A 15,854-nucleotide genomic window follows, 5' to 3' on the forward strand; every position below is an offset into this window, starting at 1 on the left:
GCGAAGAGGCCAGACCAAACAACCGGGATGTCAGGCGAGCAACATCCGCCGCAACTCGACACAATCCTGCGCATGCCAATCCGTCAGTTCCGGCCACGGGTTATCCGGCAGATTCACCAACACCGTACGCGCCCCCGCTGCCCTCCCGCAGTCCAGATCAAAGCGGTAATCGCCGACCATCACCATGTCACTGGCCGGCACATTCCACGCCTCTGCCAGTTTCAGCAAACCACCCGGATGCGGCTTTGGTGGCGCTTCATCGCGCCCAAGCACATCGTCGACGGCAAAGCAGTCAGCTAGGCCGATGGCCTCCAGCGTCACATGCGCCAGTTCGCGCGCATTGCGGGTCAGAATGCCGAGGCGATAACCGCGCGAGTGCAGATCGCGCACCAGTTCCACTGCGCCCGTCGCCGGGGTCGAACCCAATGCCAGATCACGCTCGTGTTCGAGCAGCCATGCATGCTTGGCCGCTGCTTCGTCTGCCGGCAAGGCGGCGAGATGGGTGAGGATGTCGTCTTCCGGTGGAATCTCCAGTGCCACGCGAATCGCCGCGAAGTCATGCACCGCGACGGTCAGGGTGCCGTCCATGTCGAACACCCAATGGCGGACTTCGGCCAGGCTCATGCCCAGTCCTTGCGATGCCGAATCAGGCCTTCCTGCGTGACCGAAGCGACCAGTTGCCCGGCACGGTTGAACACGCTGCCGCGAGAGAAACCGCGAGAATTGCCGGCCCACGGACTGTCCATCGCATAGAGCAGCCAGTCATCGGCGCGCAGATCGTTGTGGAACCACAGCGCGTGATCGAGGCTGGCGACCTGCATGTCTTTCTGCCAGACCGATTTGCCGTGGGGCAGCATCGAGGTGGTCAGCAGACCGAAATCAGAGGCATAGGCCAGCAGATATTTGTGCAGCGCCGGAATGTCGGCCAACGCACCGTCGGCGCGAAACCACACGTATTTCACCGGGTCCGCTGGCTGCGGGTTGTACGGGTCTTTTTCGGTGACTGGGCGTACTTCGATCGGTTTCGGGCACAGCAGTTTTTCGCGCATGTGCTCGGGGATCAGGTGCGCGCGCTGCTGAATCAGTTCCAGCTCCGACGGCAGGTTTTCCGGTCCAACCACAACCGGCATCTGAGTCTGGTGCTCGAAGCCTTCTTCGTCGTACTGAAACGAAGCGCTGCAGGTGAAAATCGGATGGCCCTTCTGGATTGCCGTCACACGACGAGTGCTGAAACTGCCGCCATCGCGCACGCGATCAACCGAATAGACGACCGGCAACTTGGCATCGCCCGGGCGCAGAAAATAGCCGTGCATCGAATGCACGTGGCGGGTTTCTTCAACGGTCTGACTGGCCGCCGACAGCGACTGGCCGAGCACCTGACCACCGAACAACTGACGGAAACCCAAGTCCTGGCTGCGGCCACGGAAGAGGTTCTCTTCAATCGGTTCCAGGGTCAGCAAATCGACCAGATCTTCCAACACTTGGCTCATTCAGGCTCTCCTCACACAAAGCTATACCGCGCAGTCTTGGCTACGGCGGTCGTTTCAGATTCTGGCGCAGGCCAATTATTTGGCGGCCATTGTAAACGTCCGTGTCGGCTTATCCATGCAAGGTTTGCAGCCATTGTTCCCGGGTGATGCGATACAGCACATGCCTTCTTAACGGGTGATCGGCAGCGAGTTTGGGATGATCGAAATCATCTTCCGGGGCGTGATGCATGCCAATCGCCTGCATGACTTTCTCCGAGGGCAGATTGGATTGCGCAGTGAAGGAGACGATTTCCTTCAAGGCCAATCGATCAAAGCCGCAGCACAGAGCGGTCCACGCCGCTTCACTGGCGTAACCCAGGCCCCAATGTTCCTTGGCCAGACGCCAGCCGATTTCCACTGCCGGCGTGAATGGCGCGTCGAAACCGACCACACCCAGCCCGGTGAAACCGATGAACTCGCCGCTGTCCTTGCGCTCCAGCGCCCACAAACCGTAACCGTGCTCGGCAAAATGTCCACGTACCCGGCCGATCAGCGCGGCACTTTCGAGCCGGCTCAGCGATACCGGAAAATAGCGCATGACCTGAGGATCGGCACACATCGCCGCAAATGCCGGCAAATCCTCGTCCTGCCACTGACGCATCAGCAGGCGTGCGCTTTCCAGTTGCAGTATCGGCTCCATCGTGCCCCTCCGTTTCCATGCCGCAAGTCTACATCGCTGGTAGGATCCTTCACTCTTTCCTACGTTTGCCACATGAAATCGCCATGCCATTGCCGCTGATCTACCACGAAGACTACAGCCCTGAGTTCCCGGCGGATCACCGCTTCCCCATGGACAAGTTTCGTCTGTTGCGCGATCACCTGGTCGACAGCGGTCTGACCCGTGACGCCGACCTGCTGCGTCCGCAGATCTGTCCCAACGACATCCTCGCGCTGGCGCATGACCGTAGCTATATCGAACGCTACATGAGCGGCGAGTTGTCCCGCGAGGACCAGCGGCGTCTCGGCCTGCCGTGGAACGAAGCACTGGCGCAGCGCACGGTGCGGGCGGTAGGTGGTTCAATCCTCGCTGCGGAAAAAGCCCTCGAGCATGGTTTGGCCTGTCATCTGGCCGGCGGCACCCATCACGCGCATTACGACTACCCGGCGGGCTTCTGCATCTTCAATGACTTGGCGATCATCAGCCAATACCTGCTGCAAAGCGGCCGGGTCAATCGCGTGCTGATCTTCGATTGCGATGTGCATCAGGGCGACGGCACCGCGCGAATCCTGCAGGACACGCCGGAGGCGATTACCGTTTCCCTGCACTGCGAGAAGAATTTTCCTGCACGTAAAGCCGAAAGTGACTGGGACATTCCGCTGCCCAAAGGAATGGGCGATGCCGATTATTTGAAAGTCGTCGACGACACGCTCAACTATCTGCTGGCGCTGTATCAGCCGGATCTGGTGCTGTATGACGCCGGCGTCGACGTGCACAAGGACGACGCCCTCGGTTATCTGCAACTGACCGACGAAGGCGTCGCCGCCCGCGATGAAAGCGTGATGCGCCATTGCCTGGGCCGCGACATCCCGGTGGTCGGGGTCATCGGCGGCGGCTACAGCAAGGATCGCCACGCCCTCGCCCGTCGCCACGGCATCCTTCATCACAGCGCGCAGCGAGTCTGGACGTCACATGGTTGTCATTGAGCTGTGCTGCGTTACCCACAATCGCTGTGGAACGGCCTGTGGATAACCTGAGTGAAAGGGACTACAGGCCACGGTAACCGTGGCGCACAGCCGAGTGGTTGTTTTTTAACCAGCTACCACAATCCCTGTGGGAGCGAGCTTGCTCGCGAAGGCATCGGCACATTCAAAAGAGATGCTGACTGAAATACCGCTTTCGCGAGCAAGCTCGCTCCCACAGGGGATCTCCGACATTGATCTGCGCTGTTAGAATACGCGCCTTATCCCGCCATACCGCAGCGCACGCCATGACTCAGAACACCGCCTCCTCCCCCGCTCACGTCGCCATCATCGGGGGTGGCCCTGCCGGCCTGATGGCCGCCGAAGTGCTGAGCCAGGCCGGAGTGCGCGTCGATCTGTACGACGGCATGCCCTCGGTAGGCCGCAAGTTTCTGCTGGCCGGCGTCGGCGGCATGAACATCACCCATTCCGAAGCCTACCCGGCGTTCCTTTCGCGCTACGCCGAACGCGCGCCGCAAATCGCCCCGTTGCTTCGCAGCTTCGATGCCGACGCGCTGTGCAGATGGATTCACGACCTGGGCATTGAAACGTTCATCGGCAGCTCTGGCCGCGTGTTCCCCACCGACATGAAAGCCGCCCCATTGCTACGCGTCTGGCTCAAGCGTCTGCGCGACAGCGGCGTAGTTATCCACACCCGCCATCGCTGGCTCGGTTGGGATGAACACGGCGCGCTGCGCATCGACAGCCCCGAAGGCGAAAAAACCTTCAAGCCCGACGCCACCCTGCTCGCCCTCGGCGGCGGCAGTTGGTCGCGCCTCGGCTCGGACGGTGCATGGATGCTGCCGCTGGAGCAGCGCGGTGTAGGACTGGTGCCATTGCAGCCGAGTAATTGTGGTTTCGAGGTGCAGGCCTGGAGCGAATTGTTAGTCAGCAAATTCGCCGGCGCGCCGCTGAAAAATATCGCCATCGGTTTGAACGACGATATTCCGCGCTTGGGCGAATGCGTGATCACCGCGACCGGTATTGAAGGGAGTTTGATCTACGCGCTCTCGGCGCCGATGCGCGAGGCGATCAACGCGCACGGCTCAGCGACCATTCACATTGACCTGCTTCCCGGCCGGCCTGTGGATAAAATCCAGGCTGCGTTGAGCAAACCGCGTGGCTCGCGATCGATGTCCAAGCATTTGCACAGTCAGGTCGGGATTGACGGGGTGAAAGCGGCGTTGTTGCGTGAGTTGACCGACGCTGCGACCTTTGCTGACCCGGCATTGTTGGCCCGGTCGATCAAGGCATTGCCACTGGCCTTGGTGAAAACCCGTCCTTTGGATGAGGCGATCAGCAGCGCGGGTGGCGTGACGTTCGAGGCGATGGATGAGCGATTGATGCTCAAGGCATTGCCGGGGGTTTTCTGCGCGGGGGAGATGCTGGATTGGGAAGCGCCGACGGGCGGGTATTTGCTGACGGGGTGTTTTGCCAGCGGTAGGGCGGCGGGGTTGGGGATGGTGCAGTGGTTACAGCGTCAGGACTGAAGACCGAGTTGCGCCCTTCGCGAGCAAGCTCGCTCCCACAAGGACGGTGATCATCCCGGTGGGAGCGAGCTTACAGACGCCTGCTCAAATCAAGGCTTACGCTTACGCGGCCCGGTATTGAACACCGGCACCTTGCGCACAGGCTTGACCGAAGGCTCCGGCGCCTGCGTCTCGCCGGTGTCGACCCACTTGCCCAGATTGCGCTTGCCGCCACCGCCGGAAGTTTTCGGCTTTTTCGGTTTCTTCGGCTTCTTGATCACCTGACCGCTGGCATCGGTATCCGGCACGCGGTGCTCAGGTTCGAAGTCCGGCTCGTTCTGCCGCGTCAAAGTCTGACGCGTGAGCATTTCAATCGCCGACAACATGTTCACTTCGTCCGCGCACACCAGCGAGATCGCCTCGCCCGTCGCACCGGCACGACCGGTGCGGCCAATACGGTGAATGTAATCCTCAGCCACGATCGGCAAGTCAAAGTTGACCACCAGTGGCAGGTCTTCGATGTCCAGACCACGGGCCGCGACATCGGTGGCCACCAGAATCTGTACTTCGCTGAGTTTGAAACGGTCCAGCGCACGCTGACGGGTCGCCTGCGGTTTATCACCGTGGATGCCGTCAGCATTGACGCCCAGCCCCTGGAGTTTTTCCACCAGCGCGTCCACGCCGTTGCGGGTCTTGGCGAACACCAGCACCTGCTTCCACTTGCCCTTGCGCATCAAGTGCACGAACAGTTCTGCCTTACGCTTCTTGTCTACCGTCACCACCCATTGTTTGACGGTGTTGGCAGCGACGTTGCGCGGGCTGACTTCGATGGTCAGCGGATCGTCGAGCATTTGCCCGGCCAGCAGGCGGATGTCGTCGGAGAACGTCGCGGAGAACAGCAACGTCTGACGCTTCTTCGGTAGCGCACGGTAAATATTCGCCAGCTCTTCGGAGAAACCCAGGTCGAGCATGCGATCAGCTTCGTCCAGCACCAGCGTTTGCAGCTGATTGAATTTCAGCGCCTTCTGACGGAACAGATCAAGCAGACGGCCCGGCGTCGCCACCAGCACATCAACGCCGCCGCGCAGCTTCATCATTTGCGGGTTGATACTGACACCGCCGTACACCGCGTACGTGCGCAACGGTAGATTTTCGGCGTACTCACGCACGGCTTCGTGAACCTGTTCCGCCAACTCGCGAGTCGGCACCAGAATCAGTGCGCGCACCGAATTGGCAGCGACTTTCGGCCCTTCCATGCTCAGCAACTGCAACAGCGGCAAGGCGAAACCGGCGGTCTTGCCAGTGCCGGTCTGGGCCGCTGCCATCAGGTCGCGACCGGCCAGAACGGCCGGGATGGCTTGCGCCTGCACCGGCGTCGGGGTCTGGTAGCCGAGCGTCTCGAGGGAGCGCAGCAAGGGTTCGATCAGGCCAAGAGAGGCGAAAGTCATGGAAGTACCGTAGGAAAATTCAGCGCGATTGTGCAAAACGAATGTGCAATGCCGCGCAGTTTACCCTAATTCGCACGCTGTTCCGTTGCAATGGCTGTCGGCTCAGTCTCCACAGGCTTGGGCGGCGCCCGGCGCCATTGCGGCAAGCTGATCAGCACCACCGCGCTGATGATCACCAGCATCGCCAGCGCCTCTTCGATACCAATAGTCTCGCCAACAAACACGATCCCCAGCAACACCGCCACCGCCGGGTTGACGTAGGCATAACTGGTAGCCGCTGCTGGCCGGACGTTTTTCAACAGATACATATAAGCGTTGAACGCGATGATCGAGCCGAAGAAGATCAGATACGCCAGCGCCAGCCAGCCTTCCAGCGGCGGCATGGCTTGCAGGTGTTCGCCGCTCAGCGTGCTGCCAATCAACAGCACAACGCCGCCGACGAGCATTTCCGCCGCGCTGGCCATCGCGCCCTGAGGCAACGGCAGGTGTCTGCTCCACACCGAACCGAAAGCCCAGGCTGCCGCAGCAAAAATCAGCAACGCCGCACCCAGCGGACTCGATTGCAGATTCGACCCCATGTTAAGCATCGCGATGCCGATAATCCCCAGAACCACGCCGGCCCATTCGAGGCGAGTATTGCGCGCGCCCCAGAAGTAGCCGCAGAGCAAGGTAAACAGCGGCACCGTCGCCACCGCCAGCGCCGCGACACCCGAAGCCACCCCGCTGTGCTCGGCCAACGTCACCGCGCCGTTGCCGCAACTCAGCAACAAAATCCCGATCATCCCCGCCGCTTTCCACTGCGCCCACGTCGGCGCAGGGGCCCCGCGCCAGCGCAGGAACGCATACATCAGGCTGCCGGCAATCACGAAGCGTACGCCGGCGAGCATCAGCGGCGGCCAGTATTCGACGCCAATACGGATCACCAGATAGGTCGACCCCCAAATCACATACAACGCAAAAAACGCCGCGATCAGCGGCAAGGAAAAACGGCGCAGGGCAGACATGGGCAGCTCGAAAGTCAGCGTCAGGGGATGGATTATTCTAAGAAGGCTTGCGGGCAAAAATAAGTTACAAAACCTGTTTATGACGCCGGTACACTTTTGATAGCACGGGGATCGACCACGATATCGACAGTGGCGAAGTTCGGGGTCAGCAAGACGTCGATTGTGTTGTCGAGTGCCATCGAGAAGCGCGTGCCGTTGGGTTACATCGAAAGTAATGGCAAATCCTGACGACTATGAAAGTCCCTGTGGGAGCGAGCTTGCTCGCGAAAGCGGTGGATCAGTCACATTGAAGTTGAATGACACACCGCATTCGCGAGCAAGCTCGCTCCCACAGGGGTTCTGTGCTGGATTGGGGATTGGGGATCAGCGATAGCGTTGCAAATGCTCGCCAACCTTCGCGGCGGGGACTTTCTGCAGTTTGCACAGCAAGTCGTGGGACAACTCGCGTACGCCATGCTTGCCGCGCAACTCATCCGCCAGATGCGCCATCAAGTTAGCCGCCATCTCCGCATCCGCCATCGCCCGGTGAGCCTGACCGGTGTGCGGCAGGCGCGCGAACGAGGTCAGGGTGCCAAGCTTGTGGTTCGGCGCCGCCGGCATCAAGCGGCGAGCCAACAGTAGCGAACAGGCAAAATTCTGCAAGCGAGTGCGCTTGATCCGCCCCAACTCAAAGTCCCAGAACTTCTGGTCGAACGATGCGTTGTGTGCGACCAGCGGCGTGCAGCCGACAAACTCGTTGACCTCGTTCATCACCTGCTCGGCCGGCGGCGCGGTGCGCAGCATGGCGTTGCTGATGCCGGTCAGTTGTTCGATGAAGGCCGGGACGCGTACACCTGCGTTCATCAGGCTCTGGTAACGCTCGACGATGCGGCCGTTTTCCAGCATGACCACGGCGATTTCCGTGGCGCGGCAGCTGCTGTTTGGCGAGAGGCCAGTGGTTTCAAAGTCGATGACTGCAATGCGTTCCAAACCTTGTTGTACTCCGTCCAAATCAATTCTTCAGTAGCCGCTCAATTCTTCAGCAGCAGTGCGCCTTCGATCGGCACGTAACGGCTGGCGGCGCGGATCAGCGAGTTGGCGGTCAAGCCAGGCACGCCATAGGCGACCGCTTGCACCCCGTGCTTGCTGATGATGCGTTCCAGCAGCATGTCGAAATCGCCGTCACCGGACGCCAGGACAATTTCGTCGACGTGGTCGGCGGCGTCCATGATGTCGAGGGTGATGCCCACGTCCCAGTCGCCCTTGGCCGAGCCGTCGCTGCGCTGGATGTACGGCTTGAGCTTCACGGTGAAGCCGAGGTTGCGCAGGATCTGCTGAAACTGCTGTTGCTTGCTGTCGCCACGGTCGATCGCGTAGGCGTAGGCCTCGACGATCTGCCCGTCCTTGCTGATGTCTGCCCACAGCGCCGCGTAGTTGAAGTGGCAACCATAGGCCTGACGCACGGTGTAGTAGAGGTTCTGCACGTCGGCGAACACTGCGATTTTTTTCACCGGAGTTCCTGTGAGCGCACAAGCGCACGAAGCGGGATCGGGCGCCAGGCCCGAAAATGGCGCTCAGTATGCCAGCCAAGAGGAAGGTGACGCGAATAATCACCGGCAAGCGCCAAGGTAGCACTGACGAGTGGTGACCTGTGGCGAGGGGATTTATCCCCGTTGGGGCGCGCAGCGCCCCCCTAAAAAACGGGGTTGCTTCGCAGCCCAACGGGGATAAATCCCCTCGCCACAGAGTTAGCGCAAATTTCAGACTTGTAGTTTAGACAAAGGAATCGTCGTCATCGAAGAACGATGAGTTGTCATCGCTGTAGCCGGCATCGGTAACGCCACCCTGGTCGTTACCGGCCATGGGCTGATCATCGCTCCAACCGTTGCTGCTCTGGTCGGCAACCTGCGCAGGCTCTTCCTTGATCACCTCGACTATTTCTTCCGGCTGCTGATTGTGATGGAACAGACTGCTGATGCCTTGCGCCAGCATCACGCCACCGGCCACGCCGGCCGCGGTTTTCAGGGCACCACCGAGGAAGCTGTTGCCAGCCGCCGGAGCCGCTTGTTGTGCGTAGTTTGGCGGCTGTGCACCGAAGCTCTGTTGCGGTGCGGGCGCATTGAAGTTCTGCTGCGATGCCGGTTCACGCCAGCCGCCAGTGGATGTCGGGGCGCTTGGGGTCGATGCGGGGCGCGAACTGCCGCCGCCAAAGATGCTCGACAGAAAACCACCGCCAGCGCTCGGGGCGGGCGCAGTACTCTGGGCTTTGGTCGATTGCAGTTCGGCCTGCAACTGCTCGACTTGCCGGGTCAGTAGCTTGTTCTGTTCGTCAAGGCTCTTGAGCGCAGCCTCTTGCACCAGAATCGCCTGGGTCATGAAATAACCTGCCGCCGGTTGGCGTGTCAGGTGTTCCTTGATCCGCGTCTCGGCCTGGGCGTCGCGCGGGGCTGCCTCCGTTTCGGCCTGTTGCAGCCGGGAAAACAGTCCATCGATCAGGGTTTGCTCTTCGCTGTTCATGGCGACCTCGTAGATTGCCGGGGATAACATTGCCCTCGCCCACACTGGACGGGGTGCTCACCTGTAATGGCGACGGTGACAAGATGTTTCAACGACCTTTACCGAATGTTTACGTTTGTGCCGCGCCGCACATCATCGGTTAAAGTGAGCCACTGTTTTCGACCTGCGATACCGACTGATGAATGCCTTCGAAGTGCTGCGCGACTCTCTGTTTTTTTTCAAACGCCATTTGGTCAGCATCGTGCAGCTGTGCCTGCCGCTGGTGATCGTCGAAGCCTTTTTGCAACAGGTGGTCGATCGCGCCACCGGGCCGGAAAGCTTTGCGGCGAGCAGCATCATCGTCGGCCTGGTGATTTATCCGTTGTATACCGCCGCACTGATTCTGTTTCTCGATGCCCGCAGCCGTGGCGAGTCGCCGCGCAACCGCGACCTGCTGGCGATGGCTGCCACCCTGTGGCCGCGCTTCGCCTTGCTGACGGCGCTGAATACCTTGCTGATCCTGCTGGGCATTTCGCTGTATTTTCTGCCGGGCCTGATCCTCATGGTAATGCTGGCGTTCGGCGAATACCTGCTGGTGCTGCGTGGCCTCAATCCATTGCACGCCATGAAAGAAAGCCTGCGCCTGACCCGTGGGCATTTCTGGCGAATCCTGCTGTGCATTCTCTGCGTGATGACACCGCTGTGGTTGCTCAAAGGGGCGACCCTGGCGATTTATCCCGAGCCGCAAAACCCGGTGATCGCCGTGCTGATCGACAGTGCCCACAGCTTCCTGCAACTGTTCACCAGCGTGGTGCTGTTTCGCCTGTTCATGCTGATTAGCGAATTGCCTGACAAACGTAGCGGAGCGGTCTGACCGCTTTGGCCTTGGGCGACGGGCGCGCACTCGGGTATGCTCGGGGCCACTTTCTGTAACGCTATAAGCCGAGCCATGACCCGTCTGCTGCGCTACACCCTGTTGCTTGTTGTGCTCGCCCTCGTGCTGATCGGCGTGCTGCTGTTCACCCTGACCTGGCGCCCCGACACCCGGAAAACCCTGCCGATCAGTTGCACCGGCACCCCGCCTGCGCTGGTGCCCGGGCAAGCGCTGAAAGTCATGACCTGGAACGTGCAGTACCTGGCCGGCAAGCGTTACGTATTCTGGAATGATCTGGCCCAGGGCAACGATGAAGCCCCGACCCCGGAAGACATGGCCTTCAGTCTCGATGAAGTAGCGCGGGTGATCCGCGACGAGCAGCCCGATGTGGTGCTGTTGCAGGAACTGGATGACGGCGCCAAGGCCAGCGACTATCAGGATCAACTCAAGCTATTGCAGGAACGGGTCGCCGATCTGTATCCGTGCAGCGTCAGCGCCTTTGACTGGAAAGCCGATTTCGTCCCCGAACCCCACATCTTCGGCAGTGTCGGTCGGCAACTGGCGACACTGAGCCGCTACCGCATCGAATACGCCGAACGCCTGCAATTACCGGTGGCCTCGAGCAATTTCATCAGCCGCCAGTTTCAGCCAAAAGACGCCCTGCTCGCGGCCAAACTGCCGCTCAGCGATGGCGGGCAACTGACCGTATTCAATACGCATCTGGAACGCGCCAGCCAACCGGACGACACTTTGCAGGCGCAAGTGACGGCCGTGGCCAAGGTACTCGACAAGCATGAAAGCCAAGGTTTGCTGTGGCTGATCGGCGGTGACTTCAACCTGCTGCCCCTCGGCCAGTATCGCCGTTTGCCCGCAGAGCAGCGCACACCCTACGCCGCCGACAGCGAGTTACATCTGCTGTGGGACAAATACCCGATGATCCCGAACAACAACGAAGCCAGCGGCATCAATCGCGCCCGGTGGCTGACGCACTACCCCAACGATCCCGGCCTCAACGGCCCGGATCGCACGGTCGACTATCTGTTCTACAGCCCGAAGATCAAACGGGTTGAAGCGAGGGTGCGCCAGGACGATACGTTGCGCATCTCCGATCACTTGCCAGTCATCGCCCGCTTCCTGCTCCCCGCCACCCCATAGCGACGGCAATGATCCAACGGCCCGATAACACGCCTTCGGCCCTCGAATTTACAACATGGAAGACGCATGAAAATCTTGTTGATGTGCAAGGACATCGGCGGTTACGCCCGTAAATTGGCTGACCATCTGAGGAAGGATAACGACGTGTGCTTCATTGATACGTCAGCGATGTCCGCCACGTTCGATCGAGCCCCCAAGATCATCCGTCGCGCACTCAAGCGTTGGGCCCAGTTACGCCAGGTCAAACGCGCCATTGCTGCAGGCGGTCGATTCGACGTTGCCCTCATCATCAACCCGGCGCAAATCGACCCGAAGCAGTTGGCGGCGGGATTCAGTGCCTCAGACCGCAAGATCGCCTATCTGTACGACAGCTTCAGCCGCTGGCCGATGAGTCGCGAAGAGCTGGCCATTTATGACGAGGTGTTTTCATTCGACCCGGAGAATGCCAAGAGCCACGGTCTGAAAAAACTGCACAATTTCATTTACGACGATTATGTTGCCGACGGTGCGCCCGGCGATTACTCGGCGTTTGTGGTGATGGCCGGCAAAGACCGGGTGCCGGCGCTTGAAGGCCTGGCGCGGGAGTTTGATCGACTCGGCGTCACCGATTACAAGTTTCTGGTGCAGTGCAAACCGATCCCGGGGGCTCATCCGGGCATCACGTTCTTAGAACAGCGAATGTCGCTGGAATCCGTGAGCGAGTTGGTAAAACGCTCGCGGATCATTCTGGACATTTCCAAGCCGGGTCAGACCGGTTTGAGCTTCCGTTTTTTTGAAGCCATGGCCTCGCGCAAAAAAGTCATCACGACCAACAAAAGTGTTGTCGATTATGACTTCTACAATCCGGCAAACATTCTGGTCATCGACGAAAACAGCCCGGTAATTGCGGAGCATTTCATCACGACTCCGTACGTGGACATCCCTGCACCTATCTATGAAAAATACACGCTGCAGGGTTGGGTGAAGGCCGTTTTCTCGCAACAGTGAATTGCACCGAAAAAACGGGTCGAACCACAAAAAGTGTGGGAGCGAGCTTGCTCGCGAAGGCGTCATATCAGCCAAAGCATTTGCTGGATGATAGATCGCTTTCGCGAGCAAGCTCGCTCCCACAGTGTTTGATGTCGATCCGTTCTTTGTGGATGACTCAAGTACATTTGGCCCTCAGGTCCCTCGGGGTTTAGCCCGGGCAGTGGCCTCGGCCACCAGAGGATCATCCGGCCAGTAATGCTTCGGATAGCGTCCCTTCAAATCCTTCTTCACCTCGGCATAAGTGCTGCGCCAAAAGTTGGCCAGATCCTGCGTCACCTGCACGGGTCGCCGCGCGGGTGACAGCAGATGCAGCTTGACCACTTGCCTGCCGCCAGCGATTCGCGGGGTTTCGGCCAAGCCAAACAACTCCTGCAAACGCACCGCCAGAATCGGCGGAAACTCGCTGTAGTCCAGACGAATCGACGAGCCCGACGGCACGCTCAAATGATGCGGCGCCAGCTCATCCAGCCGTTGCGGCAGCGGCCATGGCAGCAGATTGCGGACGATGCTCGACAGATCCAGATTAGCGAAGTGACTGAGCCGCGAGACTTTGCCCAGGTACGGCATCAGCCAGTGTTCGAGGGTTGTCATCAGAGCCGCATCGCTGACATCCGGCCATTGGCTTTCGTCTTGCGTTTGCAGATCCAACTGCCGCAACAGGGCAACACGCGCCTGCCACTGGCGCAGTTCCGGGGTCCACGGCAGCAATTCCAGCCCCTTGCGCCGCACCAGATTGACCAGTGCCTGACTGCGTGCGTTTTCATCGAGACCGGTCAACGGTTCGCGGCTGAGAATCAGCTCACCGACCTTGTGCTGACGCTCGGCGCGCAATACGCCTTCGCGCTCGTCCCAGTCCAGTTGATCGACGCACTGCACCTGCTCGGCCAGCACCGAATCGAACAGCGCCGGATCAAAATCCGCCGCCAGATAAATCCGTTCTTCGCGCTGGCCCTGACGGCTACCGAGGTCGGCGATGACGATCCATGGCTCCTTCATCAGGCTGTCGGCTTCGGCGAACAGGGCGGCGCGGCCGTTGGCCAAGCGATATTCAGCGCCCCCGACGCGGCGCTGTTGCGCGACACGATCCGGATAGGCCAGCGCCAGCAAAGCGCCGAGCCAGCGCGGATGATCCGGGTCGCTGACCGGCTCGCTCGCCTTGCCCCGTAAGTAGCTGCGATATTGCCGCGCCAGTTGCCGCGCACGTTGTACGCCACCCTGCGCTCCACGGGCTGCGCGTTCTTCGCCCGAGAGCAGCACCAATCGGCTGTGCAGATCGGCACCGGCGCCGCGCAAGATATCGCGCTCGCCCAACAACGCGGCGACATCGCAAGCCATCGTCGCCAATCCCAACGCCTGACCGCGCAGCAATAAATGGCCGATACGCGGATGCGCCGGCAGTTCGGCCATGGCCTGACCGTGGGAAGTCAGCGCCTCGCCGTCCAGCGCACCCAGACGCTGCAACAAATCCTGCGCCTGTGCATATGCCGCTGCCGGGGGCACGTCGAGCCAGACCAGTTCGCCCGGTGTCACACCCCAGCGCCCGAGTTGCAGCGCCAGACTTGCCAGATCTGCCGAGAGAATTTCCGCACTGCCATAAGCGGCCAGTTGTTCGTGCTGATCCTGCGACCACAATCGATAGCAAACACCCGGTTCCAGACGCCCTGCCCGACCCGCGCGTTGGGTGGCGCTGGCCTTGGAAATGCGTTGAGTGTCGAGGCGGGTCATGCCGCTGCCCGGATCGAAACGCGGCACCCGCGCCAGCCCGGCATCGATCACCACGCGCACACCGTTGATGGTCAGGCTGGTTTCGGCAATGTTGGTCGCCAGCACCACTTTGCGCTGGCCGGGCGGAGCCGGATCGATGGCGGCACGTTGCGCGTTCAGATCAAGCTCACCGTGCAGCGGACAGAGCAACACGTCGCTGCGCGCACCGATGGCGTCGCTCAGTTGTTGATGGACTCGACGGATTTCCGCCTGCCCCGGCAGAAACACCAGCACGCTGCCGGTTTCGTCATTGAGGGCTTCGAGTACCGTCTGCGTCACGCGTTGATCAATGTATTCGCCGGGCTGAAACGGTCGGCCCCAGCGCATTGTCACCGGATACATGCGGCCTTCGCTGCGCAGGATCGGCGCGTCATCGAGCAACCCGGCCAGGCGTTCGCCTTCGAGCGTTGCGGACATCAGCAAAATCTTCAGCGGCTGTTCAGCGCGAAACAGTTCGCGACCGTTCAGACTCAGGGCCAGCGCCAGATCAGCGTCAAGGCTGCGCTCGTGGAATTCATCGAAGATCAGCAGACCCACGCCTTCCAGCGCCGGGTCGTCCTGCAAACGCCGGGTGAGAATACCTTCGGTGACCACTTCGATGCGGGTATTGGGGCCGACCTTGCTGTCGAGACGAATGCGATAACCGACGGTTTCCCCGACTTTCTCGCCCAACTCACTGGCCAGTCGCTCCGCAGCGGCACGCGCAGCCAAGCGACGCGGCTCAAGCATGAGGATGGTTTGCCCATTGAGCCAGGCTTCATTGAGCAGAGCCAGAGGCACGCGGGTGGTTTTACCGGCGCCGGGCGGTGCTTCGAGCACGGCTTCATCGCGTGTCGCCAACGCTTCACGCAGGGCGGGTAAAACTTCATCGATCGGCAAAGAAATCATGCTGGCTCCCAAACAGAGCGGCGAGTATAACGGCGAACTGCTGGGCGTTCGTCAGGGTCTTAACTTCACACGACGACGCTTCGTTATTAGATGACTCAGGAGATTTCCCATGCGCTTACCTTTTCGCCTGATCGGCGGTGTACTGGTCGCCACCCTGCTCACTCAAATCACCGCGTGCGGCTCGATTTTCTATCCAGATCGGCGCGGCCAGATCGACGGCAAGATCGACCCGGCGATTGCCGTGCTCGATGCCGTTGGCTTGCTGTTCTACGTCATCCCCGGCCTGATCGCGTTTGCCGTCGACTTCGCCACTGGCGCGATTTATTTCGAGCCGGGCCACACCGCGCAGATCGATCCAGCCACGCTCAAGCAAGCCGTCGGCCCGGACGGTCAGGTCGATAACCACAAGTTGCAGGCTATTCTCGAAACTGAACTGGGGCGCAACTTCCCTCTGGATGATCCGCGCCTGATCCAGCACAAGGGCAGCACTCAGCAACTGGCGATGTTCGGCCTGCAACCTGCCGCATAAGGAATCACCC

15 protein-coding genes and 1 pseudogene are annotated in these 15,854 nt (G+C 60.5%); 7 read left to right on the forward strand and 9 right to left on the reverse strand.

Annotated features, from left to right (window positions below; genetic code table 11):
* Window positions 1–30: 30 nt before the first annotated feature.
* The 3 genes from ACIQVE_RS05505 to ACIQVE_RS05515 form a co-directional block, all read right to left on the reverse strand.
* On the reverse strand, window positions 31–624 hold the full coding sequence (locus ACIQVE_RS05505) for an HAD family hydrolase (protein ID WP_402805341.1): 594 nt from the start codon (window positions 622–624) through the stop codon (window positions 31–33).
* Window positions 621–1,490, reverse strand: a complete 870-nt coding sequence (tesB, locus tag ACIQVE_RS05510; protein WP_150617332.1) for an acyl-CoA thioesterase II — start codon at window positions 1,488–1,490, stop codon at window positions 621–623. Before tesB ends, ACIQVE_RS05505 begins: the two co-directional genes overlap by 4 nt.
* Window positions 1,491–1,599: 109 nt before the next feature.
* Window positions 1,600–2,169 carry a GNAT family N-acetyltransferase gene (locus ACIQVE_RS05515; protein ID WP_402805346.1) on the reverse strand — a complete coding sequence of 190 codons (570 nt, stop codon included), beginning with the start codon at window positions 2,167–2,169 and terminating at the stop codon, window positions 1,600–1,602.
* Window positions 2,170–2,252: 83 nt separating this feature from the next.
* On the opposite strand from ACIQVE_RS05515, the gene ACIQVE_RS05520 reads away from it, so the two are divergent.
* Window positions 2,253–3,173, forward strand: coding sequence for a histone deacetylase (locus ACIQVE_RS05520; protein WP_402805347.1), 921 nt, complete (start codon window positions 2,253–2,255; stop codon window positions 3,171–3,173).
* Window positions 3,174–3,457: 284 nt separating this feature from the next.
* On the forward strand, window positions 3,458–4,699 hold the full coding sequence (locus ACIQVE_RS05525) for a TIGR03862 family flavoprotein (protein ID WP_402805349.1): 1,242 nt from the start codon (window positions 3,458–3,460) through the stop codon (window positions 4,697–4,699).
* Window positions 4,700–4,788: 89 nt separating this feature from the next.
* Here ACIQVE_RS05525 and ACIQVE_RS05530 read toward each other — a convergent pair whose 3' ends face one another.
* Both ACIQVE_RS05530 and yedA read right to left on the reverse strand, forming a co-directional pair.
* Complete coding sequence (locus tag ACIQVE_RS05530) at window positions 4,789–6,126, reverse strand: DEAD/DEAH box helicase (RefSeq protein ID WP_402805352.1); 1,338 nt, start codon at window positions 6,124–6,126, stop codon at window positions 4,789–4,791.
* A gap of 65 nt (window positions 6,127–6,191) precedes the next feature.
* Window positions 6,192–7,130, reverse strand: a complete 939-nt coding sequence (gene yedA / locus ACIQVE_RS05535) for a drug/metabolite exporter YedA (protein WP_402805355.1) — start codon at window positions 7,128–7,130, stop codon at window positions 6,192–6,194.
* A gap of 120 nt (window positions 7,131–7,250) precedes the next feature.
* On the opposite strand from yedA, the pseudogene ACIQVE_RS05540 reads away from it, so the two are divergent.
* Window positions 7,251–7,358: pseudogene (locus ACIQVE_RS05540) on the forward strand (Lrp/AsnC family transcriptional regulator); the annotation flags it as partial.
* A 135-nt stretch (window positions 7,359–7,493) separates the two neighbouring features.
* On the opposite strand, the gene ACIQVE_RS05545 reads toward ACIQVE_RS05540, so the two are convergent.
* The 3 genes from ACIQVE_RS05545 to ACIQVE_RS05555 form a co-directional block, all read right to left on the reverse strand.
* Window positions 7,494–8,099 (reverse strand): PolC-type DNA polymerase III, encoded by a 606-nt coding sequence (locus ACIQVE_RS05545; RefSeq protein ID WP_402805358.1) that lies wholly within the window; start codon window positions 8,097–8,099, stop codon window positions 7,494–7,496.
* Between the two features lie 41 nt (window positions 8,100–8,140).
* Window positions 8,141–8,620, reverse strand: a complete 480-nt coding sequence (locus ACIQVE_RS05550; RefSeq protein WP_007949802.1) for an NYN domain-containing protein — start codon at window positions 8,618–8,620, stop codon at window positions 8,141–8,143.
* Window positions 8,621–8,882: 262 nt separating this feature from the next.
* Window positions 8,883–9,626 carry a DUF2076 domain-containing protein gene (locus tag ACIQVE_RS05555; RefSeq protein ID WP_402805627.1) on the reverse strand — a complete coding sequence of 248 codons (744 nt, stop codon included), beginning with the start codon at window positions 9,624–9,626 and terminating at the stop codon, window positions 8,883–8,885.
* 178 nt (window positions 9,627–9,804) lie between these two features.
* Between ACIQVE_RS05555 and ACIQVE_RS05560 the strand changes: the two genes are divergently transcribed.
* From ACIQVE_RS05560 to ACIQVE_RS05570, 3 genes are all read left to right on the forward strand, one after another.
* Window positions 9,805–10,479, forward strand: a complete 675-nt coding sequence (locus ACIQVE_RS05560) for a YciC family protein (RefSeq protein ID WP_402805361.1) — start codon at window positions 9,805–9,807, stop codon at window positions 10,477–10,479.
* A gap of 75 nt (window positions 10,480–10,554) precedes the next feature.
* Window positions 10,555–11,634: an endonuclease/exonuclease/phosphatase family protein gene (locus tag ACIQVE_RS05565; protein ID WP_402805364.1), complete on the forward strand. Its 1,080-nt coding sequence runs from the start codon at window positions 10,555–10,557 to the stop codon at window positions 11,632–11,634.
* A 66-nt stretch (window positions 11,635–11,700) separates the two neighbouring features.
* Window positions 11,701–12,621: a hypothetical protein gene (locus tag ACIQVE_RS05570; RefSeq protein WP_402805366.1), complete on the forward strand. Its 921-nt coding sequence runs from the start codon at window positions 11,701–11,703 to the stop codon at window positions 12,619–12,621.
* 174 nt (window positions 12,622–12,795) lie between these two features.
* Here ACIQVE_RS05570 and hrpB read toward each other — a convergent pair whose 3' ends face one another.
* On the reverse strand, window positions 12,796–15,315 hold the full coding sequence (gene hrpB / locus ACIQVE_RS05575) for an ATP-dependent helicase HrpB (RefSeq protein ID WP_402805369.1): 2,520 nt from the start codon (window positions 15,313–15,315) through the stop codon (window positions 12,796–12,798).
* 109 nt (window positions 15,316–15,424) lie between these two features.
* On the opposite strand from hrpB, the gene ACIQVE_RS05580 reads away from it, so the two are divergent.
* Complete coding sequence (locus ACIQVE_RS05580) at window positions 15,425–15,844, forward strand: polyribonucleotide nucleotidyltransferase (RefSeq protein ID WP_402805372.1); 420 nt, start codon at window positions 15,425–15,427, stop codon at window positions 15,842–15,844.
* Window positions 15,845–15,854: the final 10 nt, after the last annotated feature.

Source organism: Pseudomonas sp. NPDC098747 (genome assembly GCF_044760045.1).
Lineage (GTDB): Bacteria > Pseudomonadota > Gammaproteobacteria > Pseudomonadales > Pseudomonadaceae > Aquipseudomonas.